The following is a 25,041-nucleotide window of genomic DNA, read 5'->3' as shown; positions in this document are numbered from 1 at the left end:
CATCTGATCGAACGTTCCCTGATTTCGCCAGCCGCGAAACCGTTGATACACCGTTGACCATGGGCCGAAGCGCTCCGGCATGTCTCGCCACACAGCACCCGAGCAGAGCACCCAGAGCACACCATCGAGCATCAGGCGGTCGCTCAGGCGCGGCCGCCCTCGGCCATGAGTTTCGATGAAGAGGTCGGAGACCACACCCCAGGCCTCATCCAAGAGTTCGTAACGCTTTGCCATCACAGAATTCCTTTCCGTCGATGGCGGAGGACTCTACAAAATCTCAGCGTTTGAGGGGCGGCAATTGGGTTTCTCGGGATTTCGTACAGAACCTAGCACCCTTCTTCAGCCGCTAACATGGGCGACTGTGGTCGCTGGCATGAGACGTGCATTGCTGCACGGACTAATGTCTAAGTCCGGGGTGGTTGTGTGGATCCGTTACATTTAGTGACCCGATTTTCTACTGGGGAGGTTCACCCACAAAGGCGTCTTGTCGCCTGGAATGAGTTCATGAGCGATGTCTACTACCCTATAGATGTCGTAGCGCGCGCCCCTTCTTCGTTCTCAGGGATTATTGAGTCTACCCAAATTGGCGCCGTGGGAATCACCCGTTTTGCTGCCGATGCGCAACGAGCATTGCGAAGAAAGGTACATGGGGGACGAGATGATTCAGACTTTTTCGCGTTGGTCATGCCCACGATGCAGACCGAGCGCTTTTCGCATTTGGGTAGATTAGGAGACGTTGCGCCTGGTCAGGTCGCGATATTTAACTCAGCAGAAGAGTATCGGACTGATATTCCAGATGGTACTAGAAATGTCACAATTAAGATTCCCGCCGACTTGTTCCGGGCTATGTGCCCGAAAATCGATGCAGTTTGCGGCCGAGTCGATGTCGCTAATTCCCGTTTCGTGCCACTTCTGACGCAATTCGCATTGCAAGCTTTGGAAAGCGCGGCCTGTCTTTCTATCGAACATGTCAACAGCTTAGAGAGAGGCTTACTAGAACTAGCCTTCTTGATGATGGATGTTCCCGAGAGCTACGCAGGGGATGATTCAAAACCAGTGATAGACCATTTCTTTCACCGAGTGATGGCCTATATCGCGGCAAATTTTCAGGATCCGGATCTCGCACCTGAAAGAGCAGCTCAGTCCCATAGAGTATCCATCCGATATATTCATAAGATCTTTCAGGCTCACGATACCACTTTTGGGCGTGAGCTTCGTCTCGCACGTCTCAGGCACGCTCAGAAATTACTCCGAGAGAACTTGCAAAATAAATCTCGTCAAATGACAATTGCTGAAGTTGCCTATAATTGCGGCTTCTCTAGCCAGGCACTTTTTTCCGTTCGTTTCAAGGAGGCTTTCGGATACTCTCCGCGGGATGAGAAAAGTCATTAACATCGCTTTATTAAAAGCAATAAGCGGTCACTGGTCATCTGACTATCTCATGGATAAGGGCCAAGCAAGCCCATTTAAACCTGACCAAGTTACATCCTCCAACAGTAAACGAGTCGTGTTTATTGCTTCAGTTCTTAAATCGCGGCGACTCCCATCTTAGGCACCAATAGACTGACCGATATTGGAATCTTCATCTGCGAGTAGTGTGGGTTACGCATTGCGGTCGTGCAGGGGAGCGAAGATCGGAGTTCTCATCCAGCAGATTGACCCCCGCGCGAAAAGCGGTACCGAGAAGCGCAAGCAGACTCGGCTTTGGTCTTTCCTGCTCAGCCCGGAGCTTACGCGCTGGGCACCGCTGAGATCTCCCAGCTTCTGTGCGGAGAACGTCCCGACGTGCACAGGGTCTCCGACTGAGGGAGATCAGAGCATGGCTGGCGTATAAGCCATGCTCCGTGTTGCCTTCTGCTTCGCATAACAGCATCGGCAACCCGAATTCCTGATTTCACAGCCCAATGGCTGGCTCATCGATTTCCCTTGTCAACGCTTCCCCCTCCACCTCACGGTGCAACACGCTTGACTCGGGCCTGGTTGATTCGCCATTTCTTACCAGTAGCGACCTTTCATCGACTTTCCTCAGCCAGCTCTAACTGGCGCTCTAAGCGTCCGGCCAAATCACCTTCCTGACCCCGACGTCAAAGGCGATGGTGTCCGCCTAATCATCGCCGACCCCCTTTGATTAAACGTTAACCCTGGCCCTCGGATCAAACTGCGCCTTGCGCCGCACACCTTTCAGCAACGTGTCGTAAACTATCAAAGTTGATATTCGCCCCGGAATTGACCGCCACCAAGGTTTGCCCACGCAGACCGTGACGGGCGACATATCTGCGAATGCCCGCCACCGCCAACGCACCGGACGGTTCGGTGATGGAGCGGGTATCGTCGTAGATCAGCTTGATGGCGCTGCACAATTCGTCATTGCTGACGGTGATGACTTCGTCGACCCAATCGCGGCAGATCTCAAAACCATAGGCGCCGATTTGCGCGACCGCGGTACCATCGGCAAACCCGTCGACACTCGGCAACACCACCCGCTCCCCGGCCTGCAGTGCGGCGAGCAGGCAACTGGAGCCTTCGGGCTCGACCCCGATGATGCGCACCTCGGGCCGCAGGTATTTGACGTAGGCCGCAATGCCGGCGATCAGGCCGCCGCCGCCCACGGGCACGAAGATCGCGTCCAACGGGCCTTGTTGCTGGCGCAGGATTTCCATGGCCACCGTGCCCTGGCCGGCGATCACATCCGGGTCATCGAAGGGCGAAACGAAGATGCAGCCGGACATCTCGGCCAGTTGCACCGCATGGGCCAGGGCAAACGGGAAGCTCTCGCCGTGCAGCACCGCTTCGGCGCCCCGGGAGAGCACGCCCAGCACCTTCAATTCCGGCGTGCTGCACGGCATCACGATCCGCGCCTGGATCCCCAACTCCCGCGCCGCCAGTGCCACGCCTTGCGCATGGTTACCCGCCGACGCCGTCACCACGCCGCGCGCCTTTTGCTCGGCGGTGAGCTGCACCAACTTGTTATAGGCGCCGCGTATCTTGAAAGAAAAGGTCGGTTGCAGGTCTTCGCGCTTGAGCAACAACTGGTTGCCCAACAATGCCGACAACACCGGCGCGGCTTGCAGGGGCGTACGCACCGCCAAGTCATAGACCGGCGCGGCGAGGATCTTTTTCACATAGTGTTCAAGCAATGCCGTATCAGCGGTGTGAGGGACGGGGAACGTGCTCATAGGTGTCTCCTGGTTTCTTAAAGGCATTGGAGACGGAAAAACAAAACCCGCCTCTAAGGCGGGTTTTGGTACAGCCGTGTGCTATCCCGCCTTATGAGGAATGGCGATAATAATGCTTGGCTGGCTGAAGGCTTGAAATGGCATGTCACGAAACTAACCGGCGGTGACCAAGCAAGTCAATGGCGATGCGCCATTTATTTCGCCCCCAGAAGGGCAATTGGAAATGAGGAGGAGTTGCAAGGCTGCGAGGATCGAGACGTCGAGCTGATAGTCGAAGCCGGCTTGAGCGGCGGCCGGCGATCTCATCGATCCTCTCTTCGAGCGAAGGCAGCACAGTTGTCCGCAGCGCTAAGCCCACACCGATAAGCCTTAGCGGCGGTATGACCGCTAGCATCTGTGGCTCGTCGAAGAAGGAGACGTCGAGACCGTTGAACACGGCTGATTCCAGCCTGTCGGCTACCTCAGAGCGAAGATCGTTAGGCAAGACGCTGAGGTGATGAGCACGTGCCATAGGTGGCGATCTGGGGATCGTTGCTAGTGAGATCAAATTGCCAGCATGGCGGTCGAAGTAGATTGGAAAACTGCTTGACGGCTTTGACGAACACGGCCTCGCTCGAACGATAGGAAAGGAAGTGGAACAGCATCCAATTGCGGTGTAATTCGTCGGGCGTGTGACCAAGTCGTGTGACCAGAGCGTCGTCGAGCGTTGTCTGGATGACAAGCGCATCTCGAATGAGCGGCGAGCCCTCGCACGTGAAGCGGCTAAGAATGGTCTCGATAGTCGCGCCTCGTATGAGCGCCGCCATCATATGGGGCTTCTGGCGCAGAATCTCCGTTAGGGCGTCGGAGATCGTCGGATGGGCGAAGGTCCATCCCCGGAGAAATATCTCGCCTACCTGATTCAGCTGCGATTTTTGTCGATCCTGTTGATCGCATTAGTAGCACTCACCGTTGTTCCTCACGTTGGCTTTCTCATAGCTCTTCTTGACCTGATCACCTGATAGTAATCGAAGGAGTCATGCCGCAGCGCTTCATTCCTTGGTCTCCTCAAATCTGTCCGACCTTGATCGCATAGCCTGACTTCAGGTTGCCAATCAGCAGATACCCGCTGTGCGCTCAGAAAGTCCGTTGTAGGTCGCCCGATTTGCAGCATGTAAATGTGTACTTAAAAACCGTGACTGGAGATAGATTCCAGTGAATCCAGAAACGAAAAAAGCGGCTAAAGACCGCGATTTCCGTGGCTTCTAGGCGTTCAGAGGGCCTTAGTGGAAGCAAATATGGCGCAGCGGACGAGACTCGAACACAAATACGCCTCTCAGATGGCAGCTCTACCAGGATCCATGATATCCGTGGGAGTAAATGTGGGAATAATTTTGTAGACATGAAAAAGCCCAACCTTTTCAGATTGGGCCAAGTCATTGAAAAATATGGTCGGGACGGAGTGATTCGAACACTCGACCCCTAGCACCCCATGCTAGTGCGCTACCGGACTGCGCTACGCCCCGACTAGGCGTGAATCTTGTTCCGCCTCTCAACGGAACGCTCAGGAATATATCGCAAGCTTTTGAAAACTGGAAGTATTTAAAGCAGAAATTTTATTTCTTGAGCACCACCAGCACATCTTCAAGCTCGGCGATCATCTGGCGGATCATTTGTTTGTACTGGGTTGTATCGTCCTTGGCCTCATCACCGGAGAGGCGCAGGCGCGCGCCGCCGATGGTGAACCCCTGGTCGTACAGCAGCGCGCGGATCTGCCGGATCATCAGCACGTCTTGTCGCTGATAATACCGGCGGTTTCCGCGGCGCTTGACCGGGTTGAGTTGAGGAAACTCCTGCTCCCAATAGCGCAGCACGTGCGGTTTTACCGCACACAGCTCGCTGACTTCACCAATGGTGAAGTAGCGTTTGCCCGGGATGACGGGTAGTTCGTCGTTATGACTTGGTTCCAGCATAAGCCTCAACTCGGGCCTTCAACTTCTGCCCTGGACGAAAGGTGACCACACGGCGAGCCGTGATCGGGATTTCTTCTCCCGTTTTCGGATTGCGGCCAGGCCGCTGGCGTTTGTCCCGAAGGTCGAAATTGCCGAAACCGGACAATTTGACCTGTTCGTTGTCTTCCAGAGCGTGCCTGATTTCTTCGAAAAACAGTTCGACCAATTCTTTGGCCTCCCGTTTATTCAGGCCCAGCTCCTCATACAGACGTTCCGCCATCTCAGCTTTCGTCAGAGCCCCCATACGTCACTTCCTTAACGTGGCGTTCAACCTGTTTTCGAGCGAGGTGAGGATATTCTGCGTTGCGGTATTCACCTCATCGTCATTAAGAGTGCGCGATGGATGCTGCCAGGTCAAGCCAACTGCAAGGCTTTTTCTATGCGGATCAATGCCTTTACCCTGATACACGTCAAATAGCCTGAGGTCCGTCAGCCATTCGCCTGCATTTTCACGTATTACGTCCAGTACAGCACTGGAAGCAACGTCACGGTCAGCCAGCAACGCAAGGTCACGACGCACTTCAGGAAAGCGCGATAACTCTTGGAATTTCGGCATTTTCCCTTGGGCCACTTCGGCCAGCACCAGCTCGAAAACGAAGACTGGACGATCGAGGCCCAGGGTTTTCGACAGTTCCGGGTGGATGGCACCGACATAGCCGACTTCACGCCCGTCTCGCTCGATGCGTGCGGTCTGCCCTGGGTGCAGCGCCGGGTGCTTGCCTGGTACGAAAGTGAATGCGTCGAGCGCGCCGGCGAAGCCCAGCACCGCTTCCACGTCAGCCTTGACGTCGAAGAAATCGACGACATCGCGACCTTGCGCCCAGCCTTCCGGCAGACGGCTGCCACAGACGACACCGGCCAGCATCGGCTCTTGCTTCAAGCCGTCCAGTTGACCGACGAAGCGCAGGCCGCTTTCGAACAGACGCACGCGATCCTGCTGGCGGTTGAGGTTGTGCTGCAGCGACTTGACCAAACCAGGCCACAGCGACGAGCGCATGGCCGCCATGTCGTTGGAGATCGGGTTGGCCAGCAACAGCGGCTCGACACCGGGGCTGAACAGCTCGAACTGGCGTGGATCGATGAAGCTGTAGGTGATCGCTTCCTGATAACCACGGGCCACCAGCAGGCGACGCAGTTCCGGCAGATCGCTGCGGGCTTCGGCCTTGGCTTGCGGGGCCAAGCGCGCTTGCGGGTAGCGAACCGGCAGACGGTTGTAGCCATACAGGCGAGCCAGTTCTTCGATCAGGTCGACTTCCAGGCTGATATCGAAGCGATGGCTTGGCACTTCGACGCGCCACTGCCCTGCCCCATCGGCGCTGATGTTCAGGCCGAGGGCGCTGAGCAGGCGTTCGACTTCGGCCGGGGCCATTTCCATGCCCAGCATCTGGGTGATGCGCTGGGCACGCAGGGTGACCGGTGCAATCTTGGGCAGGTGCTGTTCGCTGACGGTCTCGATGATCGGGCCGGCTTCGCCACCGGTGATATCCAGCAGCAGGCCGGTGGCGCGCTCCATGGCTTCACGGGCCAGCTGCCAGTCCACGCCACGCTCGTAGCGGTGCGAGGCGTCGGTGTGCAGGCCATAGGAACGCGCCTTGCCAGCGACGGCGATCTGGTCGAAGAACGCGCTTTCCAGGAATACATCGCGGGTCGTGGCGGATACGCCACTGTGCTCGCCGCCCATTACGCCAGCAATCGCCAAGGCGCGGGTGTGGTCGGCAATCACCAAGGTGTCGCTGCGCAGGGTCACTTCCTGGCCGTCGAGCAGCACCAGCTTTTCACCCTCTTCAGCCATGCGTACGCGGATGCCGCCGTTGATTTCGGCGAGATCGAACGCATGCAGCGGTTGCCCCAGCTCCAGCATCACATAGTTGGTGATGTCGACAGCGGCGTCGATGCTGCGCACGTCGGCGCGACGCAGACGCTCAACCATCCACAGCGGTGTTGGCTTGGACAGGTCGACGTTACGGATCACGCGGCCCAGGTAACGCGGGCATGCCGCCGGCGCCAGGACGTCAATCGAACGCACTTCGTCATGCACCGCCGGCACGGCCGCGACCACCGGACGCGTCACGGGGGCGGCATACAGCGCGCCGACTTCACGGGCCAGGCCGGCCAGGGACAGGCAGTCGCCACGGTTCGGCGTCAGGTCGACCTCGATGCTCGCATCGTCCAAGTTCAGGTATTCACGAATGTCCTGGCCCACCGGCGCATCGGCCGGAAGCTCCATCAGGCCATCGTTGCCTTCGCCGACTTGCAGTTCGGCCTGGGAGCACAGCATGCCGTTGGACTCGACGCCACGCAGCTTGGCTTTCTTGATCTTGAAGTCGCCCGGCAGTTCGGCACCGATCATGGCGAACGGGATCTTCAGGCCTGGGCGCACGTTAGGTGCGCCGCAGACCACCTGGAAGGTCTCCGCGCCATTACTGACCTGGCAAACCCGCAATTTGTCAGCGTCCGGGTGTTGCTCGGTGCTCAACACCTCGCCCACCACCACGCCGCTGAATTCACCGGCGGCCGGCGTGACGCTATCGACCTCAAGACCGGCCATCGACAGGCGAGCAACCAGCTCGTCCCGACTTACCTGCGGGCTTACCCAGCCGCGCAGCCATTGTTCACTGAATTTCATCCTGTTCTCCTAATAGATTCGTTACGGGCCTGCGACCTAGCGAAATTGCGCAAGGAACCGCAAGTCGTTGTCGAAGAACAGGCGCAAGTCATTCACACCGTAACGCAGCATGGCCAAGCGCTCGACGCCCATGCCGAAAGCAAAACCCGAGAATTCTTCCGGATCGATACCGGACATACGCAGCACGTTCGGGTGAACCATCCCGCAGCCCATCACTTCCAGCCAGCCAGTCTGCTTGCAGACGCGGCAGCCTTTACCGCTGCACATCACGCATTCCATGTCGACTTCAGCGGAGGGCTCGGTGAACGGGAAGTACGAAGGGCGGAAACGCACCGCCAGCTCTTTTTCGAAGAACACCCGCAGGAACTCTTCGATCGTGCCTTTCAGGTCAGCGAAATTGATGTCGCGATCGACCAGCAGGCCTTCGACCTGGTGGAACATCGGCGAGTGGGTGATATCGGAGTCGCTGCGGTACACACGGCCTGGGCAGACGATGCGGATCGGCGGCTGCTGCGATTCCATGGTGCGGACCTGTACCGGCGAGGTATGGGTGCGCAACAGCATGTTCGCATTGAAATAGAAGGTGTCATGCATCGACCGGGCCGGGTGATGGCCTGGGATGTTGAGTGCCTCGAAGTTGTGGTAGTCGTCTTCGACCTCAGGGCCTTCGGCAATGCCGTAGCCGATGTGGGTGAAGAACTGCTCGATGCGTTCCAGGGTCCGGGTCACCGGATGCAAGCCACCGGAAGTCTGGCCACGGCCAGGCAGGGTCACGTCGATGGACTCGGCGGCGAGCTTGGCAGCCAGATCCGCCTCCTCGAACAACGCCTTGCGCGCATTGAGGACTTCTGTGACACGCTCCTTGGCAACGTTGATCAGCGCACCGACCTGCGGACGCTCTTCGGCTGGCAGGTTCCCCAGGGTCTTCATCACCTGAGTCAACTCGCCCTTCTTGCCAAGGTAGTGAACCCGGATTTGCTCCAGGGCATTGATATCTTCAGCGCTTTGCACAGCCTCTAGTGCTTGAGCGACCAGCGCGTCCAGGTTTTCCATGTACAGACTCCAGATACAAAATAGGGGAAGAGCTTTAAGGCTCTTCCCCTATTTATGACGTTTGACACCTGGGCCCACAGAGGTGAGCCCGGGTGACTGCCGGGGGTACTTAAGCCAAGGTGGCTTTAGCTTTCTCGACAATCGCAGCAAACGCCGCTTTTTCGTTCACTGCCAGATCAGCCAGAACCTTACGGTCGATCTCGATGGAGGCTTTTTTCAGGCCAGCGATGAAACGGCTGTAGGACAGACCGTTAACACGAGCACCAGCGTTGATACGAGCGATCCACAGAGCGCGGAACTGACGTTTTTTCTGACGACGGTCACGGTAGGCGTATTGGCCTGCCTTGATTACCGCTTGCTTGGCAACACGGAATACGCGGGAGCGCGCGCCGTAGTAGCCTTTAGCAAGTTTCAGAATTTTTTTGTGACGCTTACGGGCAATGACGCCACGCTTTACACGAGCCATGAGTTACTTCCTCTATTCTTGATCCAAAAATTAACGAAGGCGCAGCATGCGCTCGACTTTTGCCACGTCAGACGGATGCAGCAAGCTGCTACCGCGCAGTTGACGCTTACGCTTGGTCGACATTTTGGTCAGGATGTGGCTCTTGAAAGCGTGCTTGTGCTTGATACCGTTAGCAGTTTTCAGAAACCGCTTAGCAGCACCACTTTTGGTTTTCATCTTTGGCATGTTCGGATACTCCGCATTCAGTTGATAAACATAATCGCAAGGCCTGCCGTGCCCTGGTGATTACTTCTTCTTTTTCGGGGCGATGACCATGATCAGCTGGCGTCCTTCCATCTTAGGATGCTGTTCGACCGAACCGTACTCGAGCAGGTCTTGTTCAACCCGCTTGAGGAGTTCCATCCCCAGCTCCTGGTGGGCCATCTCACGGCCGCGGAATCGCAAGGATACCTTGGCCCTGTCCCCATCACTCAGGAAACGTACCAGGTTGCGCAGTTTTACCTGGTAATCCCCTTCCTCCGTCCCTGGACGAAACTTGATTTCTTTTACCTGAATCTGCTTCTGGTTTTTCTTCGCCGCGGCAATCTGCTTCTTCTTCTCGAAGATCGACTTGCCGTAGTCCATCACCCGGCAAACCGGTGGGACTGCGTCCGCGGAAATTTCTACCAGATCAAGCTTTGCTTCTTCAGCAATACGAAGCGCTTCATCAATCGAGACGATGCCAATCTGCTCGCCGTCAGCGCCAATTAACCGAACCTCGCGTGCCGAGATATTCTCGTTGATCGGGGCTTTCGGTGCAGCTCGTTTATCTTGTCTCATTTCACGCTTAATAATAATTACTCCAAATCTGGGCGACCACGCCGGGAAACCGCTTGCGCGAGGAACTCAGCGAATTCGGCGACGGGCATCGAGCCCAGGTCAGCACCTTCACGAGTACGCACAGCGACAGTCTGCATCTCGACCTCCCGATCTCCAATAACCAAGAGAAAGGGAACCTTGAGCAAAGTATGCTCGCGGATTTTAAAGCCGATCTTTTCATTTCTCAAGTCGGACTTGGCACGAAATCCGCTTTGGTTGAGAGTTTTTTCGACTTCAGCGGCAAAATCTGCCTGTTTATCAGTGATATTCATGATCACTGCCTGGGTCGGCGCCAGCCACGCAGGGAACGCGCCCTCGTAGTGTTCGATCAGAATCCCGACGAAACGCTCGAACGAACCGAGGATCGCGCGGTGAAGCATGACCGGGTGCTTGCGGCTGTTGTCTTCGGACACGTATTCGGCGCCCAGACGGATCGGCAGGTTAAAATCGAGCTGCAGGGTACCACACTGCCAGACGCGACCGAGGCAATCTTTCAGCGAGAACTCGATCTTCGGACCGTAGAAGGCCCCCTCGCCCGGCTGCAGGTCATACGCAAGGCCCGCGCTATCGAGGGCGGCGGCCAGGGCCGCTTCGGCGCGATCCCACAGCTCGTCGGAACCGACGCGCTTTTCCGGACGAGTGGACAGCTTCATCTCGACTTCGGTGAAGCCGAAATCCCGGTAGACGTCCATGGTCAGCTTGATGAAGGCGGCGGATTCGGCCTGCATCTGCTCTTCGGTGCAGAAGATGTGCGCATCGTCCTGGGTAAACGCACGCACGCGCATGATGCCGTGCAGCGCACCCGACGGCTCGTTGCGGTGGCAGGCACCGAACTCGGCCAGGCGCATCGGCAGCTCGCGGTAGCTTTTCAGGCCCTGGTTGAACACCTGCACGTGGCACGGGCAGTTCATCGGCTTGATGGCGTAGTCGCGGTTTTCCGACTGAGTGGTGAACATGTTGTCGGCGTAGTTGGCCCAGTGCCCGGATTTCTCCCACAGGCTGCGGTCGACCACTTGCGGCGTCTTGATCTCCAGGTAGCCGTTCTCACGCTGGACCTGGCGCATGTACTGCTCGAGCACCTGGTACAGGGTCCAGCCGTTCGGGTGCCAGAACACCATGCCCGGGGATTCTTCCTGGGTGTGGAACAGGCCCAAGCGCTTGCCGATCTTGCGGTGATCGCGCTTTTCGGCTTCTTCGATACGCTGGATGTAGGCCGCCAGTTGCTTCTTGTCCGCCCAGGCAGTGCCGTAGACGCGCTGCAACTGCTCGTTCTTCGCATCGCCACGCCAGTAGGCGCCGGACAGCTTGGTCAGCTTGAAGGACTTGAGGAAACGCGTGTTCGGCACGTGCGGACCGCGACACATGTCGACGTATTCTTCGTGGTAGTACAGGCCCATGGCCTGCTCATCCGGCATGTCTTCCACCAGACGCAGCTTGTAGTCCTCGCCACGGGCCTTGAAGACTTCGATGACTTCGGCGCGCGGGGTGACTTTCTTGATGACGTCGTAATCTTTCTCGATCAGCTGCTGCATGCGCTGTTCGATGGCGGCCATGTCGTCCGGCGTGAAAGGACGCTCGAAGGCGATGTCGTAATAGAAGCCTTCGTCGATGACCGGCCCGATGACCATCTTCGCGCTCGGGTACAGTTGCTTGACCGCGTGGCCAACCAAGTGCGCGCAGGAGTGGCGAATGATCTCCAGCCCCTCTTCATCCTTGGGCGTGATGATTTGCAGCGTGGCGTCGCTGTCGATGACGTCACTGGCGTCGACCAGTTTACCGTTGACCTTGCCGGCCAGGGTGGCCTTGGCCAGGCCCGCGCCGATGGATGCGGCAACCTCGGCTACGGAAACCGGGTGATCGAACGAACGTTGACTGCCGTCGGGAAGAGTAATAGTTGGCATGGCGCCTCCTCTCCTAGTGGTGACCCCTACCAAAGGTCACGTGGGTTGGGATGAGCCAGTACAAGATCCAGTCCAGGCCATTCAATGACGAACGCCTGCCTTACAGCGGCAGGAGCCTTGCGGCCAACCGGGAAAACCGAACCAGAGTGACTGGGATTCAAATCAGGGTTATTCGGACTCTTTGCCACCGGGACGAACAATCATCCGCAGCCTGGAAATAGCCGAGCCCGGCATGCTAGCACAGATGAACGGTCATCGATGCACAAGGCTGTCACAGGAAGGCAAATCGTCCGCTTTTATGCCAGAGTGCTGAACTTGATCGGCCCTAGCGCCCTCGAATCACAGAACATCGACCCACAAGGAGCATCCCCGCATGCGTCTCAATACTCTGTTCGCCGTAGTCGCCCCCTTTGTTCTGCTGCTGCCGTTGAATGCTCACGCCGACTGGCCGAAGGGCGAGCGGGATAAATACATGGCCCAATGCACCCAGGCGGCTACCCCGCAGATTGGCGCGGCGGCGGCCAAATCCCACTGCGCCTGTGGTGCCGACGCCATCAAGTCCTACCCGGCCTCGGAGATCCAGGCGCTGATGGACAACAAGGCCACCCCAGAACTGCAGCAGAAAGCCCTTGGCGAGATCGCCAAATGCAAGGCCAATGTGCCTGCGAAAAAGTGAACAACTGGAGTCTTTGAAGCCGCCCGGGGCTGATAAAAGGCCAAAAAAAGCGCTTTTTCGTACTATTTATGCAGGTTTTACAGCTTTTTTTATCGTCTTTACTTTCGGCTCAAAGCCTTTAAAACCGGGCCTTTCAGCGGGCAAAGGCGATAAAGTAAACACGACTGATTGGCAAACAGCGCCTACGGGGGGCTCCCAAATCGAACATTTCGACTATGATACCCGGGTGTGCCCAGTTGGCCTGAGCAGCACAGTACACTGAAAATATATGTTTCTTGGAGATACACCATGTCTAATCGCCAAACCGGCACCGTTAAATGGTTCAACGATGAAAAAGGCTTCGGCTTCATCACTCCTCAAGGTGGCGGTGACGACCTGTTCGTACACTTCAAAGCTATCGAAAGCGACGGTTTCAAAAGCCTGAAAGAAGGCCAGACCGTTTCCTTCGTGGCTGAGAAAGGCCAAAAGGGTATGCAAGCTGCACAGGTTCGCCCAGAGTAATTTCTCGGCGTACAAAAAAACCCCGTCCATGTGACGGGGTTTTTTATGGGCGATCGAAAAGCGTCAATCAGCCACAGTTCACCCGGTTGATCACCAGGTTGGCATCGGTATTGAGATTCAGGCGATCGGAGCGGTACTCGAGCGTGACCATGTCGTTGGGCTTGAGGATCCGGGCATTCTGCGCACCGGCACGGGTGCGGGCCTGCTCCAGCAACTGTGGCGAGGCCTTCTTGCCAATGGCGAACTCGGCGGCCTTTGCTTCACAGCGGCTGTGACCGGTCTCGGCAGCCACAGGTTCGGGGGTCGATTCAGAGGTGCTGCTGCAACCGCTCAAGAACATGGCGGCCAGCAAAGTACTCAATGACGCGAGCTTCCAAGGCATGAAGCCTCCTTTTTTCGATGAATAAACAGAGAACGTGCGACAGCCCAAACGGCGCTTGGTTTCAACACCGCAGGCATCAGCCTGGGGAAAGCTGGCAGTTTGCCTGAGCCCGTTCCAGGTGTTCAGACCTGAATCGTGACTGGATATGAACGCAGCTCAATAAACGTCAATGTAATCGAAGGGCGGATTGGGCCAGTTGTCCTTCAGCGCATTGTAGATCTGCATGACCCAGACCTCGTCACTGGCAGCGACCCGGCCGACGTACCCCGAGCCCTTCGCCCAAGTTTCGAGCCGAAACCGCAAACCCTCGATGTCAACGCCACCGACCACACCCGAGGACAAGTAGGCGATGCCGTCCTTGGTCACGCGCAGCTGGGTATGCTCGTCGTCACTGGCCGAGGCCAGCAATTGACGAACCGCCTCGACGGTCAGGCCACCAGGAGCGTTCAAATCTATCTGCACGGCGAAGCTCCTTTGAAAAATAAAGGAACAAGTGTCGCACAGCCCTCCCCCAATGCCTAAGTCGCAGTGCCAAATCCCGGGCAAAAATGTTTAACTCAGCCTACAGACCTCCAACTCGCGAGCCCGACCATGAGCACCGTCAGTATCGAAGCCACCATCAATGCCAAATGGTCGGAGGGCCACAGCTCCTATAGCCCGGGCAGCCCGGAGGAGCTGGCAATCATCTGCATAGAATTGTTGGTGAAAGAGTTGGGGATAGAAGTCGCCCGCAACTTCATCCAGCAGACATTCGAGCGCTACCCGAGCATCGTCGACGCCGCGGATTGAGGCACGCGCCCCACAGGTCCAGCCTGGGGGCGCTATGCCAGGCAGATTACTTCAGGCGCGCCAGGCGCTCGGTCAGCAGGTCAAAGAACCCTTGGGCGTCACCGTTTTCCACCCAGAACGCGTTCTTCGGCGCCTTCAGGCCATCGTACCAGTCGACGATGGTCTGCCCGAACGTCGGGCCCTCGCGACTGTCCACGACGACATTGACTGAACGGCCGGTGAACAATTGCGGCTTGAGCAGGTAGGCAATCACGGTCGCGTCATGCACCGGCCCGCCCGTCATGCCGTAGTGCTCCATGTCGCCCTTGACGTATTCGTTGAGGATATCGCCCACCAGCTTGCTGGCATTGTTGTTCAGCGCCGCGATCTGCTTCAGGCGTGCCTCGCTGGTGAGAATCTTGTGGGTCACGTCCAACGGCAGGTAGGTCAGCTTCACGCCGCTCTTGGCCACCACCTCGGCCGCCTGCGGATCGGCGAACAGATTGAACTCGGCCACCGGCGTGATATTGCCGCCGTTGAAGTGCGCACCGCCCATGATCACCACTTCCTTGATGCCCTGGACAATGTCCGGTTCCTGGACCAACGCCAGTGCCAGGTTGGTCTGCGGCCCCAGCATGGCAATAGTGATGCTGTGGGGCTTGGCCGCCTTCAGCGTGTCGATCAGGTAGTTGACGGCATTGCCTTCGGCCAGCCCTTTCTTCGGCTCGTGCACTGTGACACCCGACAGGCCTTCCTTGCCATGGATGTTCTCTGCGTAGATGGGCGTGCGCATCAAGGGTTTCGGCGCACCGGCATAGACCGGCACGTCTTCGCGCCCCGCCCACTCACGGGCCAGGCGAGCGTTGCGCGAGGTCTTGTCCAGGCGCACATTGCCGGCGACGGTGGTCAGCGCACGGATATGCAGCTCCTCGGGCGACGCCAGGGCGAACAGCAGCGCCACCACGTCGTCGGCGCCTGGGTCGGTGTCGATGATCAGGTCGATCTTTTCCGCCGCCTGGGCGCTCGTTGCAGTGATCAATGACAAAAGCAGCAGACTCCGGATCAGTTGATGCATTTTCTCAGCATAGCGGTGCATAGCGCACTCCTTGTGCAGGGTTGAACAGGGTTAGAACGTCACTCCAGCGACCAGCACGATATTGCAGTATGGCGAGCATTCGCCTGTGCGAATGATCGCCCGCGCCTGTCGGCTGATAACCTTGAATTGCTCATGGCTGACCAACGCCCGCTCACCCAACGCCCGCTCGGCATTCAATGTCTCCAGGGTTGTCAGAGCCAACGGCTGCTTATCGAGGATTTCCTCGGCCAGGACATGGCTTTCCACCTGCATTTCGCTGAGCACCACCTTCAAGGTGCTGACAAAATCAGGAATGCCATGGGTCAAGGCCAGGTCGATCAATTCGACCTGGGGCGGCACGGGCAGGCCGGCATCACCGATGACCACCTTGTCGCCATGGCCGAGGGAAGCGATCAGTCGGGACAGTGCCACATTCAATAACGGCGTCTTTTTCATGATTTGAAAGCCTGTACTTCCAGCAACGTGGGGATTGAAGGTTGCGCGCCGGCGCGGGTGACCGACAGCGCGGCGGCGACCTGGCCGAAACGAATCGCATCGACCTCGCTTTTGCCGCTGGCCAAGGCTGCCGCGAAGCCTCCGACAAAGGTATCTCCGGCGGCCGTGGTGTCCACTGCCTTGACCCGCGGGGCCGGGAAATGCTCGAAGCTGGCGCCGTTGGCAAACATCAGCCCCTGGGCCCCCAGGGTGACGATCACCTTGCCGGCACCGGCGGCGATCAAATGCGCGGCGGCGGCCTCCGCGGTTTCCAGGGAATCCACTGCCAGCCCGCTCAGCACCGCTGCTTCGCTTTCATTGGGAATCAAGTAGTCGATGCAGGCGTACCAGTCGGCGGGCAACGTATGGGAAGCCGGTGCCGGGTTGAGGATGACGATCTTGCCCAACTCACGTCCGCGCTTGAGGGCATGGCCGACGGTGGCATCCGGCACTTCGAGCTGACAGACGATGACATCGGCGCTTTGCAGCACGTCATCGACACCGTCCAAGACCTGGGCAGTGAGCGCTCCGTTGGCACCGGCGACGATAACGATCGCATTCTGGCTGTTGTCATCGACGACAATCAGCGCCACGCCGCTGGAACCCTCCTCTACGCGGACCGCCTGGCAGTCGATGCCCTCGGCCAGCAACGCGCCGCGCAATTGTTCGCCATAGGCATCGTCGCCCACGCAGCCGACCATCGACACCTGCGCCCCCAGGCGCGCGGCGGCTACCGCCTGGTTGGCGCCCTTGCCACCCGGAATGGTGGCGAACGACTCGCCGATCAGCGTTTCACCGCCACGGGGCAAGCGCGGCGCCCGGGTCACCAGGTCCATGTTCAGACTGCCTATTACCACTACTTTTGCTGGCATACATCACTACTCGTCAATTCGGTTCAGCGGTATTGGGCGAATGTACCGGACAGCGGTGCAGTCGACTCTCGCAAGACAATACTCGGCGTCACGATCCGCTGGTCGGTGGCAAGGCCCGGCGTAGCGATACGCCGCAGCAGCACTTCGGCCGCCATCTCCCCGAGCTGCAGGATCGACTGCCCCACCGTGGTCAACGCCGGGTAGACATAGCGGCTCATCTGGATGTCATCGAAACCGATGACCGACAGTTCGCTGGGCACGCGCACGTTGCGTTCAGCCGCAGCGCGCAGCACACCGATGCCGATCATGTCGTTGGCCGCGAAGATCGCGCTGGGCGGTAGCTGTTCAAGCAGTTGCGCGGCGGCGCGGTAACCGCCGGTACTGGTGAAATCGCTCTCGAGCATGCGCTCGACAGGCAGCTCGATCCCGGCCTCTTTCAGCGCCCGGCAGTAACCGGCCAGGCGCATCTGCGCCACGCTGGTATCGGCCGGGCCGCCGATGAAGGCGATGTCGTGGTGACCCAACTCCAGCAGGTGCCGGGTCGCCAGGTAGGCGCCGTATTCATGATCGATGCGCACCAGGTCCGCGTCGACACCATCGAGCCCGCGGTCGACGATGACCATGGGCGTGCGTACGCTGGCCAGGCCCTCGGCCAGGCCGACATCACCTCCGGCGGACGCGAAGATCAGGCCATCGATGCGTTTTTCCAGCAGCACCCGCAGGTAGCTGCGTTGCTTGTCCGGGTTGTCGTCGGAGTTGCACAGGATCACGCAATAGCCGTTGCGCTCACAGTAATCCTCAATGCCCCGGGCCAACTCGGCAAAGTAAGGGTTGAGGCTGTTGGGCACCAACAGGCCGATGGTCGCCGTGGTCTTGGCCTTGAGCGAACGGGCCACGGCGCTGGGCACATAGTCCAGGCGCTCGATGGCCGCCTCGACCTTGAGCCGCACCTCTTCGCTGACCGGCCGCGTCTTGTTTACCACGTGGGACACCGTGGTGTAGGAAATCCCCGCGAGCGCTGCTACATCCTTGATCGTCGCCATGGTTCAGCCCCGCCGACTGGCGCGCTGACTGCGATAGGTATCGAGCACGACCGCCACCACGATCACCGCGCCGGTGATGATGCGCTTGGTCGGCTCGGTAGCGCCGATCTGCGCCAGGCCCGCCGCCAGCACGGAGATGATCAACACACCAAAGAAGGTACTGATGACCGAGCCGCGCCCACCCATCAGGCTGGTTCCGCCGATGACCACCGCCGCGATCACCTGCAGTTCCAGCCCCGAGCCGGCGTTCGGGTCCGCGGCCTCCAGGCGGGAAATCTGGAACAACGCCGCCACGCCGGCCAGCAAGCCCATCAGGCTGAACACCAGGATCTTGTAGGGTTTTGGATTGATGCCGGCCAGGCGCACGGCTTCTTCATTGGTGCCGATGCCGATCAGGTAGCGACCGAACACCGTGCGGGTCAGCACCGCCTGGGCAATGAAGATCACCAGCAAGGCGATGATGAACGAAGGCGAGATGCCAAAGGCGATGGGGTTGGACAGCCAGGCGAACGAGTCGCCAATGTAGGCGGTCCGGGATCCGGTCATCTGGTACGCCAGGCCCCGGGCCATTTCCAGCACGCCGAGGGAGACGATGAACGATGGAATCCGCCAGGCAACGGTGATCGAACCGGTGACCGTACCCGCCAGCGCCGCCACGGCCATGCCGAGCAAGGCCGATGGCCAGACACTCCAGCCCCAGCCGAGCACGGCCACGCTGACCGTCGAGGCCGCCAGTGCCAGCACCGAACCCACCGACAGGTCGATGCCACCGATGATCAGGATGAACGTCATGCCGACCGCCAACACCATCAGGTCGGGGATCTGGTTGGCCAAGGTGCTGAACGTGTCATAGGACAGGAAGTGGCTGCTCAGGGTTGAGAACAGCGCGACCATGGCCAGCAGTGCGCCAGCCAGGCCCAGGTAGGTCCCGAGGCCATAGAAGTTGCCACTCGATTTGCCGACGGCAGATGCGGTTTTCATGAAAAATCCCTAGGCGCTGCTTCGTTGAGCAACGCATCACGTTTCTGGTAGCCGGCGAATGCGGCGGCAAGCAAGTCATCCTGGGTCCAGCTGTCGCGCTCGAAGGTGTCGATCAGGCGCCCGGCGGACAGCACGCCGATTCGGTCGCAGATCAACATCAGTTCCCGCAGATCACTGGACACCACGACCAGCGCCTTGCCCTGGCGAGTCAGCTCGCCGAGCAGCGCATAAATGTCGAATTTGGCGCCGACGTCGATGCCACGGGTCGGCTCGTCGAACAGCATGACCGCACAATCGCGTTCGAGCCAACGACCGATCACGACCTTCTGCTGGTTGCCGCCCGACAGCTCGGACACCAACTGGGTCGGGCTGGAGCTGCGGATGCGCATGGCATCGACCTGGCGCTGCGCCAAGGCCAGTTCGGCGCTGCCGTTGACCAGGCCGGCACTGGAAATCTCCGGCATGTTACCCAGGGCAATGTTGGCGGCGATGGACTGCGTCAGCAGCAAGCCTTCGCCCTTGCGGTCTTCGGTGATCAACGCGATGCCATGGGCCACCGCATCGGACGGCGAGCGAATGCTCACGACCTGGGCTGGCGAACCCAACGCCACCGTGCCGCTGTCGGCCGGATCGGCACCGAAGATCAGCCGCAACAGTTCGGTGCGCCCTGCCCCGATCAGGCCAGAGATGCCGAAGATCTCGCCACTGCGGACTTCGAAGGACACGTCGCGGACCTTGTCGGAACGGGTCAGGCCTTTAACGGTCAACGCCGGCGCGCCGATCTGGCGGGGGCCAAGGTCGATATGCTCGCCCAGCTCCCGGCCGACCATCAGGGTCACCAGTTGCTCGCTGTCGTAGTTGGCCATCGGCTCGACGCAGACCAGGTTGCCATCGCGCAGTACCGCAATGCGCTGGGCGACCCGTGCCAGTTCTTCGAGGCGATGGGAAATGTAGATGATCGCCACGCCACGCGCCTGCAAGCGGGTGATCTGCTCAAAGAGCATTTCGACTTCGCGGGCAGTCAGCATGGCGGTCGGTTCATCGAGAATCAGCACATGGCAATCGCCAATCAGGTTGCGGGCGATCTCGACCATCTGTTGGTGACCGATCCCCAGCTCGCCGACCAGCGTGTCGGGATCGATCGCATCGAGCCCCACCTGGGCCATGGCCTCGATGGCCGCCTTGCGCAATTGCTTGCGACTGATCCAGCCGCCGTGGCTGGGCAGGTTGTCGAGGAACAGGTTTTCAGCCACGGACAGGGTCGGCAGCAGGTTGAGTTCCTGCATCACCATGCGTACGCCCAGCTCTTCAGCCTGGGTCCGGCTGCCGGGACGATAATCCTGCCCCTGAAATTGCATCTGCCCGGTCGTCGGCGTCACCAGCCCGCCGATGATCTTGGACAGGGTGCTTTTGCCGGCGCCATTTTCACCGGTCAGCGCCAGCACTTCACCGCGCATCAACGTCAGGTTGATATCGGTCAGTACCGGCTGGGCATAGGTCTTGCCGATACCGCTGACGCACAGGACAGCGTTCGGGTCGCGAACGGACATAACAAACTCTCCAATGCGCTCGCCCGGATGGGCGAGCACCGTTGTGTCGCCAGGATTACGGCTTGGTCACCAGCTCGACCGGAGTTTCGATAACGCCGTTGGTACCGCTGTCGACTTTTTCGCCCTTGAGCATCTTCAGCGCTGTTTCGATGCCGAACACGGCCTGCTTGGCGGCGAACTGGTCGGCCGTCGCCAGGACACGACCGTCCTTGAGCATTGGCTTGATGGCGTTGATGTTGTCGTAGCCGACCACCTGCACTTTGCCGGCCTTGCCCGCCGCGCGCACGGCCGATACGGCACCGACCGCCATGCTGTCGTTACCGGCCAGCAGTGCCTTGATGTTCGGGTATTCGCTGAGCATCGACGCGGCAACCTGGTTGCCCTTGTTGATTTCCCAGTCGCCGGATTGCAGGGACACGACCTTGACCTGCGCCGCCTCCATCGCATCCTTGAAGCCCGCGGTGCGTGCCTGGGCGTTGGTGGTGGTGGAGACACCTTCGATGATGCCGACTTCGTCACCGGCCTTGAGTTGCTTGGCCAGGTACTCGCCCACCAACCGCGCGCCCTTGCGGTTGTCGGGGCCTACGAACGGCACATTGATGTTCTTGCTCTTGACCACGGCCGGATCGAGTTGGTTATCGATGTTGATGACCGTGATGCCGGCATCCACGGCTTTCTTGATCACCGGCACCATGGCCTTGGAGTCCGCTGGCGCGATGATCAGGGCATCGACCTTGGACACGATCATCTGCTCGACGATGCGGATCTGGTTGGCGGTGTCGGTTTCATCCTTGATCCCGTTGGAGATCAGGTCGAAATCGGCGGAGTGTTCCTTCTGATAAGCCTTGGCGCCGTCTTCCATGGTCAGGAAGAATTCGTTGGCCAGGGATTTCATGACCAGGGCAACCTTGGGCTTTTCTGCGGTCTGGGCGAATGCCGAGGAGATAGGCAGCGCAGCGGATGCGGCCGCAAGCATGGCGACAGCGAGAAGACGTCCAGCGAATGGCAACTTCATGGGTTCACTCCGATCTTATGATTATTGTGAGCAAATCAATGCACGGAATGCCGCGCAAACGTTTGCGTGAAGTGAACTATGGTAAGGCTTCGCAGATTTGTCAACGTTGCGGTTTGATCCGCAACGTCGCAGCTCAACGTAGAAGCTCAGGCCGTCGTATTGACCACCGAACCCGAACCGCTGCCCTTGGACAACTCCGTGACCAAGTGACCAGTGACTTCCAGCAAAGCGCCACTGGTGTCGGCGATCTGTCCCTGGACTGCCATGACCGCCGAAGTCTTGGCTTCCTCCGTGGCATAGTCGCGTGCCTGTGCAGCAGCCAGTTGCTGTTGCTGCTCCCTGAGTTGCTGCTGAAGCTCTTGCATCCGCTTGAGCAGCACCTGGACCGCCACGCTCTGGGTGCTACCGCCCTCCTGCGCCTGGTCGGTTGCTTCAGCGCCGGCGCCCATGCCCGTGCCCGTGCGGACCTTGCCCGAGGTTTGCGTTGTACCCAAGGCCTCATCGGCGGCCTGGTCTTCTGCCTCGCTCAAAGCCTTCAGGGTGGCGGCGGATTTTCCACCGATGGTCACCGCTGCCGCATTGGGAAAGCCGATGGAAAACGACATGTCAAAACTCCATGAAGGGGGATTCCTACGAAGGTCATCGCCCGCCGAAGCCGTTTCTTGAGCGCCCACTGAAACCTATCGATAGCTTCGTCACCCTGAGCGGGTAACGCCTGTGTACATCAGCCTATAAAAAATTCCTTTTTCCCACACCAAAACGAAAAAAGGGCTGTCAGACGATCTTCTTGAATTTTAAGTAGTTGCGTAAATGCCTACGGTTAAATACTGTATGCCCGTACAGCTTAATAAGGATAATCCTGTGGCCACCCCCTCCGCTGCAACCACCCCCTTAGATTCCTATACACGACTCGGCCTCCGGGTCTCGAAAATCATCAACGCCCCCACCGCGCAAAAAGCCAAGGCCGCCCTGATCTTCCGCCTACCCGACGAGCCGGTGGATGAGTGGGAGCGCCTCTTGGAAGAGATCGACGAGAACGACAACGTGACCCTCGCCTATCGCGACGATGGTGGTGTGCAGGTTTTCTGGGTTGTGCCGAAGGAAGATTGAGCCTGATGAGTGTTCGCTGTTTAGCTTTTTTGCTTGTGTTCATCGCCATGGGCGCACAGGCCGGTGCTCCGCGCACCTTCAACGAAGCCAAGAAAATCGCCTGGAAACTCTACGCCCCGCAATCCACCGAGTTCTACTGCGGCTGTAAGTACACCGGCAATCGCGTGAACCTGGCCGCCTGCGGTTACGTACCGCGCAAGAATGCCAGCCGTGCCGCCCGCATCGAGTGGGAGCATATTGTCCCGGCCTGGCAGATCGGCCATCAGCGTCAATGCTGGCAAGAAGGCGGTCGCAAGAACTGCACCCGCTATGATCCAGTCTATCAACGGGCCGAGGCCGACCTGCACAACCTGGTGCCCAGCATCGGGGAAGTGAATGGCGATCGCAGCAATTTCAGTTTCGGCTGGCTGCCGGAGCAAAAGGGCCAATACGGCTCATGCCTGACCCAGGTGGATTTCAAGGCAAAGAAAGTCATGCCCCGCCCCTCCATCCGGGGGATGATCGCCCGGACCTATTTCTACATGAGCAAGCAATATGGCCTGCGCCTGTCGAAACAGGACCGGCGCCTGTATGAAGCCTGGGACAAGACCTACCCGGTCGAAAGCTGGGAACGTCAGCGCAACCAGAGCGTGGCGTGCGTCATGGGACGTGGGAACGAGTTCGTGGGACCGGTGGACATGAAGGCCTGCGGTTGACCTCGCACTTGTGAACAGCACAAAACCAACTGTGGGCGCGAGCTTGCTCGCGATAGCGGTGGATCAGCCAACGTTGATGTTGACTGACATGTCCCTATCGCGAGCAAGCTCGCTCCCACAGGTTTTGGGCCTTGGCTGATTTTTTGGGCTGCCCGATTATTGAGCCGTCGGGTAATCCACCACCAACGTCTCGATGTTGCGCTTCTTTGCCCGGACCAGGGCGGCCATGACCTGTTCCTGCTTGGCTTGGGCTTCGGCCTCGGAACTGAAAGGGCCGACCAGGACGCGCTCCTTGCCGTTCTCCCGCACCACGTTCGACATGAAGCTGTGCTCGATGAGCCAACCGGTCAGGTCGCTGACAGCCTGCGGTGTCTCGCCACGAACCTCGACGGCCCACTGCGGCGCGGCAGCGACGGCCGGTGCGGAGGTCGCGGCGGCTTTCGGTTTCGCAGCTTCGACGTCACGCCCTTCACCGCATCCTGCCAGCACCAATACCGCGATAACCCAAGCCAATTTACGCACAACGTTTCCCCTGGAAGACATGAGGCACGGATTTTAGCACCCGTGCCCGTCAAGATCGCCGCAAACAATGCTCAAAACACGAGAATCCTGCCCGGCGTCTCTGTATAGTCGCACCCTGGGAATTAATGCTGCATCTGCACGTCAGAAAGAGGCACCCACATTGTGACACTTAGCACTAATCTATAAGCAGTACCGACATCTGCACTGTCTGAATCAGGTGCCCTATAAAGCAATCAAGGAGAACACCATGCTGATACTCACCCGCAAAGTCGGTGAAAGCATAAACATTGGTGACGACATCACGATCACCATTCTGGGCGTTAGCGGCCAACAAGTACGGATCGGCATCAACGCCCCGAAAAACGTTGCGGTGCATCGTGAAGAGATCTATCAGCGTATTCAGGCCGGCCTTACCGCCCCTGACAAGCCGCAAACTCCCTGAACATTGCAGCAGTCCGCAGCCAGCCCGTTTGCATCGTCGCAATGGCTGGCTAAAGATTCTGGCCGACTGCGCCGCACCCTGCCCCACCCCGCCTTCTTTCGCCCCGCCCGTGAATCGATACTAATGGCATGGCGCTTGGCATGGCTGTCAGACGTTTCGTTTTAATGATGACGAAGCAGGCGTTCGCGGCCGGTCAGCCCAAGCCCACGCCGCGCGCCATGCCTGTGGCGGCGACGACCATCAAGATCAGCAACAAGGCTTCGATGTGGCTGATCCGTGCAAGTCGGCCGGCTTTCGAAGGATCGATCGCCCTCCCTTTGCCCAGTGCCATTCGCCATTTGATCAGGGCGATCATCGGTACGATCTCTAGCAGCAGAATCAGCAGCAGCAACGTCATCTTCAAGTGAAAAAGCGGTTGATGCAGGTAGTAATCCGTGCCTTTTTCATACCCGCCGAAAGCGCGCATCCCACCGGTTACCAACAGCACCAGGGCCGACAGGCCCCACAGGTTGTCAGCGACCAAGACACCCCGTATCGCATCCACACCGCCTGCCAGGCGCCTTAGCGCCGTGCCGCGCGTCAGCACCGCCCAGAACCCTAGGGCGAACGCCAGCAGATGAATTGCCGCAAGCGACCAATGAGCCAACATGGAAGACTCCTGACAGTGGGAACGTCGAATCGACCAGACAGTACTAGCTCATGAAGGAATGATTGCCAGGCTGAGCACAAAAAATTGTGGGATCTTCAATGTATGCGATGCCTGTGGACCGCTCAAAAAACTGTGGGAGCGAGCTTGCTCGCGATGGCAATCTTTCATTCAACATTATCGTTGACTGATTCGAC

31 protein-coding genes and 1 tRNA gene are annotated in these 25,041 nt (G+C 58.8%); 7 read left to right on the top strand and 25 right to left on the bottom strand.

The genetic code is table 11. The features are described 5' to 3' along the window. A partial coding sequence (locus tag BLP82_RS27440; protein WP_139197972.1) for a transposase occupies nt 1-234 on the bottom strand: 234 nt, incomplete at its 3' end. Nucleotides 235-504: 270 nt separating this feature from the next. On the opposite strand from BLP82_RS27440, the gene BLP82_RS27435 reads away from it, so the two are divergent. Next, nucleotides 505-1,392: an AraC family transcriptional regulator gene (locus BLP82_RS27435; protein WP_092175824.1), complete on the top strand. Its 888-nt coding sequence runs from the start codon at nt 505-507 to the stop codon at nt 1,390-1,392. 761 nt (nt 1,393-2,153) lie between these two features. Here the strand turns inward: BLP82_RS27435 and ilvA are convergent. The 12 genes from ilvA to thrS all read right to left on the bottom strand — a co-directional run bounded on the left by ilvA (nt 2,154) and on the right by thrS (nt 12,071). Continuing rightward, nucleotides 2,154-3,176 carry a threonine ammonia-lyase, biosynthetic gene (ilvA, locus tag BLP82_RS27430; RefSeq protein WP_092175819.1) on the bottom strand — a complete coding sequence of 341 codons (1,023 nt, stop codon included), beginning with the start codon at nt 3,174-3,176 and terminating at the stop codon, nt 2,154-2,156. Nucleotides 3,177-3,321: 145 nt separating this feature from the next. Then, the gene (locus BLP82_RS31405; RefSeq protein ID WP_218189442.1) at nt 3,322-3,612 is read right to left on the bottom strand and encodes a hypothetical protein; all 291 of its coding nucleotides are present in this window, start codon (nt 3,610-3,612) and stop codon (nt 3,322-3,324) included. Nucleotides 3,613-3,652: 40 nt separating this feature from the next. Then, nucleotides 3,653-3,985: a hypothetical protein gene (locus BLP82_RS31400; RefSeq protein WP_218189441.1), complete on the bottom strand. Its 333-nt coding sequence runs from the start codon at nt 3,983-3,985 to the stop codon at nt 3,653-3,655. A gap of 619 nt (nt 3,986-4,604) precedes the next feature. After that, a tRNA-Pro gene (locus tag BLP82_RS27420) sits at nt 4,605-4,681 on the bottom strand. A 90-nt stretch (nt 4,682-4,771) separates the two neighbouring features. Continuing rightward, nucleotides 4,772-5,128, bottom strand: coding sequence for a MerR family transcriptional regulator (locus tag BLP82_RS27415; RefSeq protein WP_003179985.1), 357 nt, complete (start codon nt 5,126-5,128; stop codon nt 4,772-4,774). Next, a complete protein-coding gene (gene ihfA / locus BLP82_RS27410) occupies nt 5,109-5,411 on the bottom strand; it encodes an integration host factor subunit alpha (protein ID WP_002553164.1) in 303 nt (100 codons plus the stop codon). Before ihfA ends, BLP82_RS27415 begins: the two co-directional genes overlap by 20 nt. A 3-nt stretch (nt 5,412-5,414) precedes the next feature. Then, a complete protein-coding gene (gene pheT / locus BLP82_RS27405; protein WP_092175815.1) occupies nt 5,415-7,793 on the bottom strand; it encodes a phenylalanine--tRNA ligase subunit beta in 2,379 nt (792 codons plus the stop codon). Between the two features lie 36 nt (nt 7,794-7,829). Beyond that, nucleotides 7,830-8,846: a phenylalanine--tRNA ligase subunit alpha gene (pheS, locus tag BLP82_RS27400; protein ID WP_003203624.1), complete on the bottom strand. Its 1,017-nt coding sequence runs from the start codon at nt 8,844-8,846 to the stop codon at nt 7,830-7,832. A 109-nt stretch (nt 8,847-8,955) separates the two neighbouring features. Further along, nucleotides 8,956-9,312, bottom strand: a complete 357-nt coding sequence (gene rplT / locus BLP82_RS27395; RefSeq protein WP_002553161.1) for a 50S ribosomal protein L20 — start codon at nt 9,310-9,312, stop codon at nt 8,956-8,958. 30 nt (nt 9,313-9,342) lie between these two features. Next, the gene (gene rpmI / locus BLP82_RS27390) at nt 9,343-9,537 is read right to left on the bottom strand and encodes a 50S ribosomal protein L35 (protein ID WP_002553160.1); all 195 of its coding nucleotides are present in this window, start codon (nt 9,535-9,537) and stop codon (nt 9,343-9,345) included. A gap of 60 nt (nt 9,538-9,597) precedes the next feature. Beyond that, nucleotides 9,598-10,149, bottom strand: coding sequence for a translation initiation factor IF-3 (infC, locus tag BLP82_RS27385; RefSeq protein WP_169432615.1), 552 nt, complete (start codon nt 10,147-10,149; stop codon nt 9,598-9,600). Then, nucleotides 10,149-12,071, bottom strand: a complete 1,923-nt coding sequence (thrS, locus tag BLP82_RS27380) for a threonine--tRNA ligase (protein ID WP_014337550.1) — start codon at nt 12,069-12,071, stop codon at nt 10,149-10,151. The genes infC and thrS overlap by 1 nt, the downstream gene beginning before the upstream one ends. Before the next feature lie 373 nt (nt 12,072-12,444). Between thrS and BLP82_RS27370 the strand changes: the two genes are divergently transcribed. Beyond that, on the top strand, nt 12,445-12,747 hold the full coding sequence (locus BLP82_RS27370; protein ID WP_092175811.1) for a hypothetical protein: 303 nt from the start codon (nt 12,445-12,447) through the stop codon (nt 12,745-12,747). 288 nt (nt 12,748-13,035) lie between these two features. Then, on the top strand, nt 13,036-13,248 hold the full coding sequence (locus tag BLP82_RS27365; protein ID WP_003179963.1) for a cold-shock protein: 213 nt from the start codon (nt 13,036-13,038) through the stop codon (nt 13,246-13,248). Nucleotides 13,249-13,315: 67 nt separating this feature from the next. Here the strand turns inward: BLP82_RS27365 and BLP82_RS27360 are convergent, their stop codons facing one another. Together BLP82_RS27360 and BLP82_RS27355 are read right to left on the bottom strand one after the other, a co-directional pair. Next, nucleotides 13,316-13,630 carry an I78 family peptidase inhibitor gene (locus BLP82_RS27360; RefSeq protein WP_060738177.1) on the bottom strand — a complete coding sequence of 105 codons (315 nt, stop codon included), beginning with the start codon at nt 13,628-13,630 and terminating at the stop codon, nt 13,316-13,318. 156 nt (nt 13,631-13,786) lie between these two features. After that, nucleotides 13,787-14,092, bottom strand: a complete 306-nt coding sequence (locus BLP82_RS27355) for a hypothetical protein (RefSeq protein WP_092175807.1) — start codon at nt 14,090-14,092, stop codon at nt 13,787-13,789. A 129-nt stretch (nt 14,093-14,221) separates the two neighbouring features. Between BLP82_RS27355 and BLP82_RS27350 the strand changes: the two genes are divergently transcribed. Continuing rightward, complete coding sequence (locus BLP82_RS27350) at nt 14,222-14,419, top strand: hypothetical protein (protein WP_092175803.1); 198 nt, start codon at nt 14,222-14,224, stop codon at nt 14,417-14,419. Nucleotides 14,420-14,465: 46 nt separating this feature from the next. Here BLP82_RS27350 and BLP82_RS27345 read toward each other — a convergent pair whose 3' ends face one another. The 8 genes from BLP82_RS27345 to BLP82_RS27310 all read right to left on the bottom strand — a co-directional run bounded on the left by BLP82_RS27345 (nt 14,466) and on the right by BLP82_RS27310 (nt 22,034). Then, on the bottom strand, nt 14,466-15,494 hold the full coding sequence (locus BLP82_RS27345) for a nucleoside hydrolase (protein WP_072339745.1): 1,029 nt from the start codon (nt 15,492-15,494) through the stop codon (nt 14,466-14,468). Nucleotides 15,495-15,524: 30 nt separating this feature from the next. Further along, entirely contained in the window at nt 15,525-15,929 is a 405-nt protein-coding gene (rbsD, locus tag BLP82_RS27340; RefSeq protein WP_092175800.1) for a D-ribose pyranase, read from the bottom strand. Further along, on the bottom strand, nt 15,926-16,840 hold the full coding sequence (gene rbsK / locus BLP82_RS27335; protein WP_092175796.1) for a ribokinase: 915 nt from the start codon (nt 16,838-16,840) through the stop codon (nt 15,926-15,928). The genes rbsD and rbsK overlap by 4 nt, the downstream gene beginning before the upstream one ends. Nucleotides 16,841-16,863: 23 nt before the next feature. Next, the gene (locus tag BLP82_RS27330; protein ID WP_092175792.1) at nt 16,864-17,883 is read right to left on the bottom strand and encodes a LacI family DNA-binding transcriptional regulator; all 1,020 of its coding nucleotides are present in this window, start codon (nt 17,881-17,883) and stop codon (nt 16,864-16,866) included. 3 nt (nt 17,884-17,886) lie between these two features. Continuing rightward, on the bottom strand, nt 17,887-18,864 hold the full coding sequence (locus tag BLP82_RS27325) for an ABC transporter permease (protein ID WP_060738184.1): 978 nt from the start codon (nt 18,862-18,864) through the stop codon (nt 17,887-17,889). Continuing rightward, the gene (locus tag BLP82_RS27320) at nt 18,861-20,414 is read right to left on the bottom strand and encodes a sugar ABC transporter ATP-binding protein (RefSeq protein ID WP_092175787.1); all 1,554 of its coding nucleotides are present in this window, start codon (nt 20,412-20,414) and stop codon (nt 18,861-18,863) included. Before BLP82_RS27320 ends, BLP82_RS27325 begins: the two co-directional genes overlap by 4 nt. 55 nt (nt 20,415-20,469) lie before the next feature. Beyond that, nucleotides 20,470-21,429, bottom strand: a complete 960-nt coding sequence (locus BLP82_RS27315; protein WP_060738186.1) for a sugar ABC transporter substrate-binding protein — start codon at nt 21,427-21,429, stop codon at nt 20,470-20,472. Between the two features lie 146 nt (nt 21,430-21,575). Then, nucleotides 21,576-22,034, bottom strand: coding sequence for a hypothetical protein (locus BLP82_RS27310; protein ID WP_092175783.1), 459 nt, complete (start codon nt 22,032-22,034; stop codon nt 21,576-21,578). Between the two features lie 205 nt (nt 22,035-22,239). On the opposite strand from BLP82_RS27310, the gene BLP82_RS27305 reads away from it, so the two are divergent. After that, on the top strand, nt 22,240-22,539 hold the full coding sequence (locus BLP82_RS27305) for a DUF1654 domain-containing protein (protein WP_053121397.1): 300 nt from the start codon (nt 22,240-22,242) through the stop codon (nt 22,537-22,539). A 5-nt stretch (nt 22,540-22,544) separates the two neighbouring features. Next, nucleotides 22,545-23,234: an endonuclease gene (locus BLP82_RS27300; protein ID WP_060738188.1), complete on the top strand. Its 690-nt coding sequence runs from the start codon at nt 22,545-22,547 to the stop codon at nt 23,232-23,234. 156 nt (nt 23,235-23,390) lie between these two features. Here the strand turns inward: BLP82_RS27300 and BLP82_RS27295 are convergent, their stop codons facing one another. Next, entirely contained in the window at nt 23,391-23,756 is a 366-nt protein-coding gene (locus BLP82_RS27295) for a penicillin-binding protein activator LpoB (protein ID WP_092175779.1), read from the bottom strand. A 247-nt stretch (nt 23,757-24,003) separates the two neighbouring features. On the opposite strand from BLP82_RS27295, the gene csrA reads away from it, so the two are divergent. Next, nucleotides 24,004-24,198: a carbon storage regulator CsrA gene (gene csrA / locus BLP82_RS27290; protein WP_003179932.1), complete on the top strand. Its 195-nt coding sequence runs from the start codon at nt 24,004-24,006 to the stop codon at nt 24,196-24,198. A 193-nt stretch (nt 24,199-24,391) separates the two neighbouring features. Here csrA and BLP82_RS27285 read toward each other — a convergent pair whose 3' ends face one another. After that, nucleotides 24,392-24,847 carry a DUF2214 family protein gene (locus BLP82_RS27285; protein WP_092175774.1) on the bottom strand — a complete coding sequence of 152 codons (456 nt, stop codon included), beginning with the start codon at nt 24,845-24,847 and terminating at the stop codon, nt 24,392-24,394. Nucleotides 24,848-25,041 lie beyond the last annotated feature (194 nt).

Source organism: Pseudomonas sp. NFACC37-1, assembly GCF_900101575.1.
GTDB classification, from domain to species: domain Bacteria; phylum Pseudomonadota; class Gammaproteobacteria; order Pseudomonadales; family Pseudomonadaceae; genus Aquipseudomonas; species Aquipseudomonas fluorescens_AA.
Note: the sequence above shows the minus strand (reverse complement) of the source record. Positions and strands in the feature narration are given on the sequence as shown.

Excerpts from the sequence above, each read along its gene's own strand:
- BLP82_RS27305 (WP_053121397.1), top strand. The coding sequence starts at position 22,240 with ATGCCTACGGTTAAATACTGTATGCCCGTACAGCTTAATAAGGATAAT.
- BLP82_RS27345 (WP_072339745.1), bottom strand. The coding sequence starts at position 15,494 with ATGCACCGCTATGCTGAGAAAATGCATCAACTGATCCGGAGTCTGCTG.
- BLP82_RS27320 (WP_092175787.1), bottom strand. The coding sequence starts at position 20,414 with ATGTCCGTTCGCGACCCGAACGCTGTCCTGTGCGTCAGCGGTATCGGC.
- BLP82_RS27360 (WP_060738177.1), bottom strand. The coding sequence starts at position 13,630 with ATGCCTTGGAAGCTCGCGTCATTGAGTACTTTGCTGGCCGCCATGTTC.
- rbsK (WP_092175796.1), bottom strand. The coding sequence starts at position 16,840 with ATGCCAGCAAAAGTAGTGGTAATAGGCAGTCTGAACATGGACCTGGTG.
- BLP82_RS31400 (WP_218189441.1), bottom strand. The coding sequence starts at position 3,985 with ATGATGGCGGCGCTCATACGAGGCGCGACTATCGAGACCATTCTTAGC.
- pheS (WP_003203624.1), bottom strand. The coding sequence starts at position 8,846 with ATGGAAAACCTGGACGCGCTGGTCGCTCAAGCACTAGAGGCTGTGCAA.
- BLP82_RS27285 (WP_092175774.1), bottom strand. The coding sequence starts at position 24,847 with ATGTTGGCTCATTGGTCGCTTGCGGCAATTCATCTGCTGGCGTTCGCC.
- BLP82_RS27365 (WP_003179963.1), top strand. The coding sequence starts at position 13,036 with ATGTCTAATCGCCAAACCGGCACCGTTAAATGGTTCAACGATGAAAAA.
- BLP82_RS27330 (WP_092175792.1), bottom strand. The coding sequence starts at position 17,883 with ATGGCGACGATCAAGGATGTAGCAGCGCTCGCGGGGATTTCCTACACC.
- ilvA (WP_092175819.1), bottom strand. The coding sequence starts at position 3,176 with ATGAGCACGTTCCCCGTCCCTCACACCGCTGATACGGCATTGCTTGAA.
- thrS (WP_014337550.1), bottom strand. The coding sequence starts at position 12,071 with ATGCCAACTATTACTCTTCCCGACGGCAGTCAACGTTCGTTCGATCAC.
- ihfA (WP_002553164.1), bottom strand. The coding sequence starts at position 5,411 with ATGGGGGCTCTGACGAAAGCTGAGATGGCGGAACGTCTGTATGAGGAG.
- BLP82_RS27300 (WP_060738188.1), top strand. The coding sequence starts at position 22,545 with ATGAGTGTTCGCTGTTTAGCTTTTTTGCTTGTGTTCATCGCCATGGGC.
- BLP82_RS27415 (WP_003179985.1), bottom strand. The coding sequence starts at position 5,128 with ATGCTGGAACCAAGTCATAACGACGAACTACCCGTCATCCCGGGCAAA.
- rplT (WP_002553161.1), bottom strand. The coding sequence starts at position 9,312 with ATGGCTCGTGTAAAGCGTGGCGTCATTGCCCGTAAGCGTCACAAAAAA.
- pheT (WP_092175815.1), bottom strand. The coding sequence starts at position 7,793 with ATGAAATTCAGTGAACAATGGCTGCGCGGCTGGGTAAGCCCGCAGGTA.
- BLP82_RS27435 (WP_092175824.1), top strand. The coding sequence starts at position 505 with ATGAGCGATGTCTACTACCCTATAGATGTCGTAGCGCGCGCCCCTTCT.
- BLP82_RS27310 (WP_092175783.1), bottom strand. The coding sequence starts at position 22,034 with ATGTCGTTTTCCATCGGCTTTCCCAATGCGGCAGCGGTGACCATCGGT.
- BLP82_RS27350 (WP_092175803.1), top strand. The coding sequence starts at position 14,222 with ATGAGCACCGTCAGTATCGAAGCCACCATCAATGCCAAATGGTCGGAG.
- csrA (WP_003179932.1), top strand. The coding sequence starts at position 24,004 with ATGCTGATACTCACCCGCAAAGTCGGTGAAAGCATAAACATTGGTGAC.
- BLP82_RS27325 (WP_060738184.1), bottom strand. The coding sequence starts at position 18,864 with ATGAAAACCGCATCTGCCGTCGGCAAATCGAGTGGCAACTTCTATGGC.
- BLP82_RS27370 (WP_092175811.1), top strand. The coding sequence starts at position 12,445 with ATGCGTCTCAATACTCTGTTCGCCGTAGTCGCCCCCTTTGTTCTGCTG.
- rpmI (WP_002553160.1), bottom strand. The coding sequence starts at position 9,537 with ATGCCAAAGATGAAAACCAAAAGTGGTGCTGCTAAGCGGTTTCTGAAA.
- rbsD (WP_092175800.1), bottom strand. The coding sequence starts at position 15,929 with ATGAAAAAGACGCCGTTATTGAATGTGGCACTGTCCCGACTGATCGCT.
- BLP82_RS27315 (WP_060738186.1), bottom strand. The coding sequence starts at position 21,429 with ATGAAGTTGCCATTCGCTGGACGTCTTCTCGCTGTCGCCATGCTTGCG.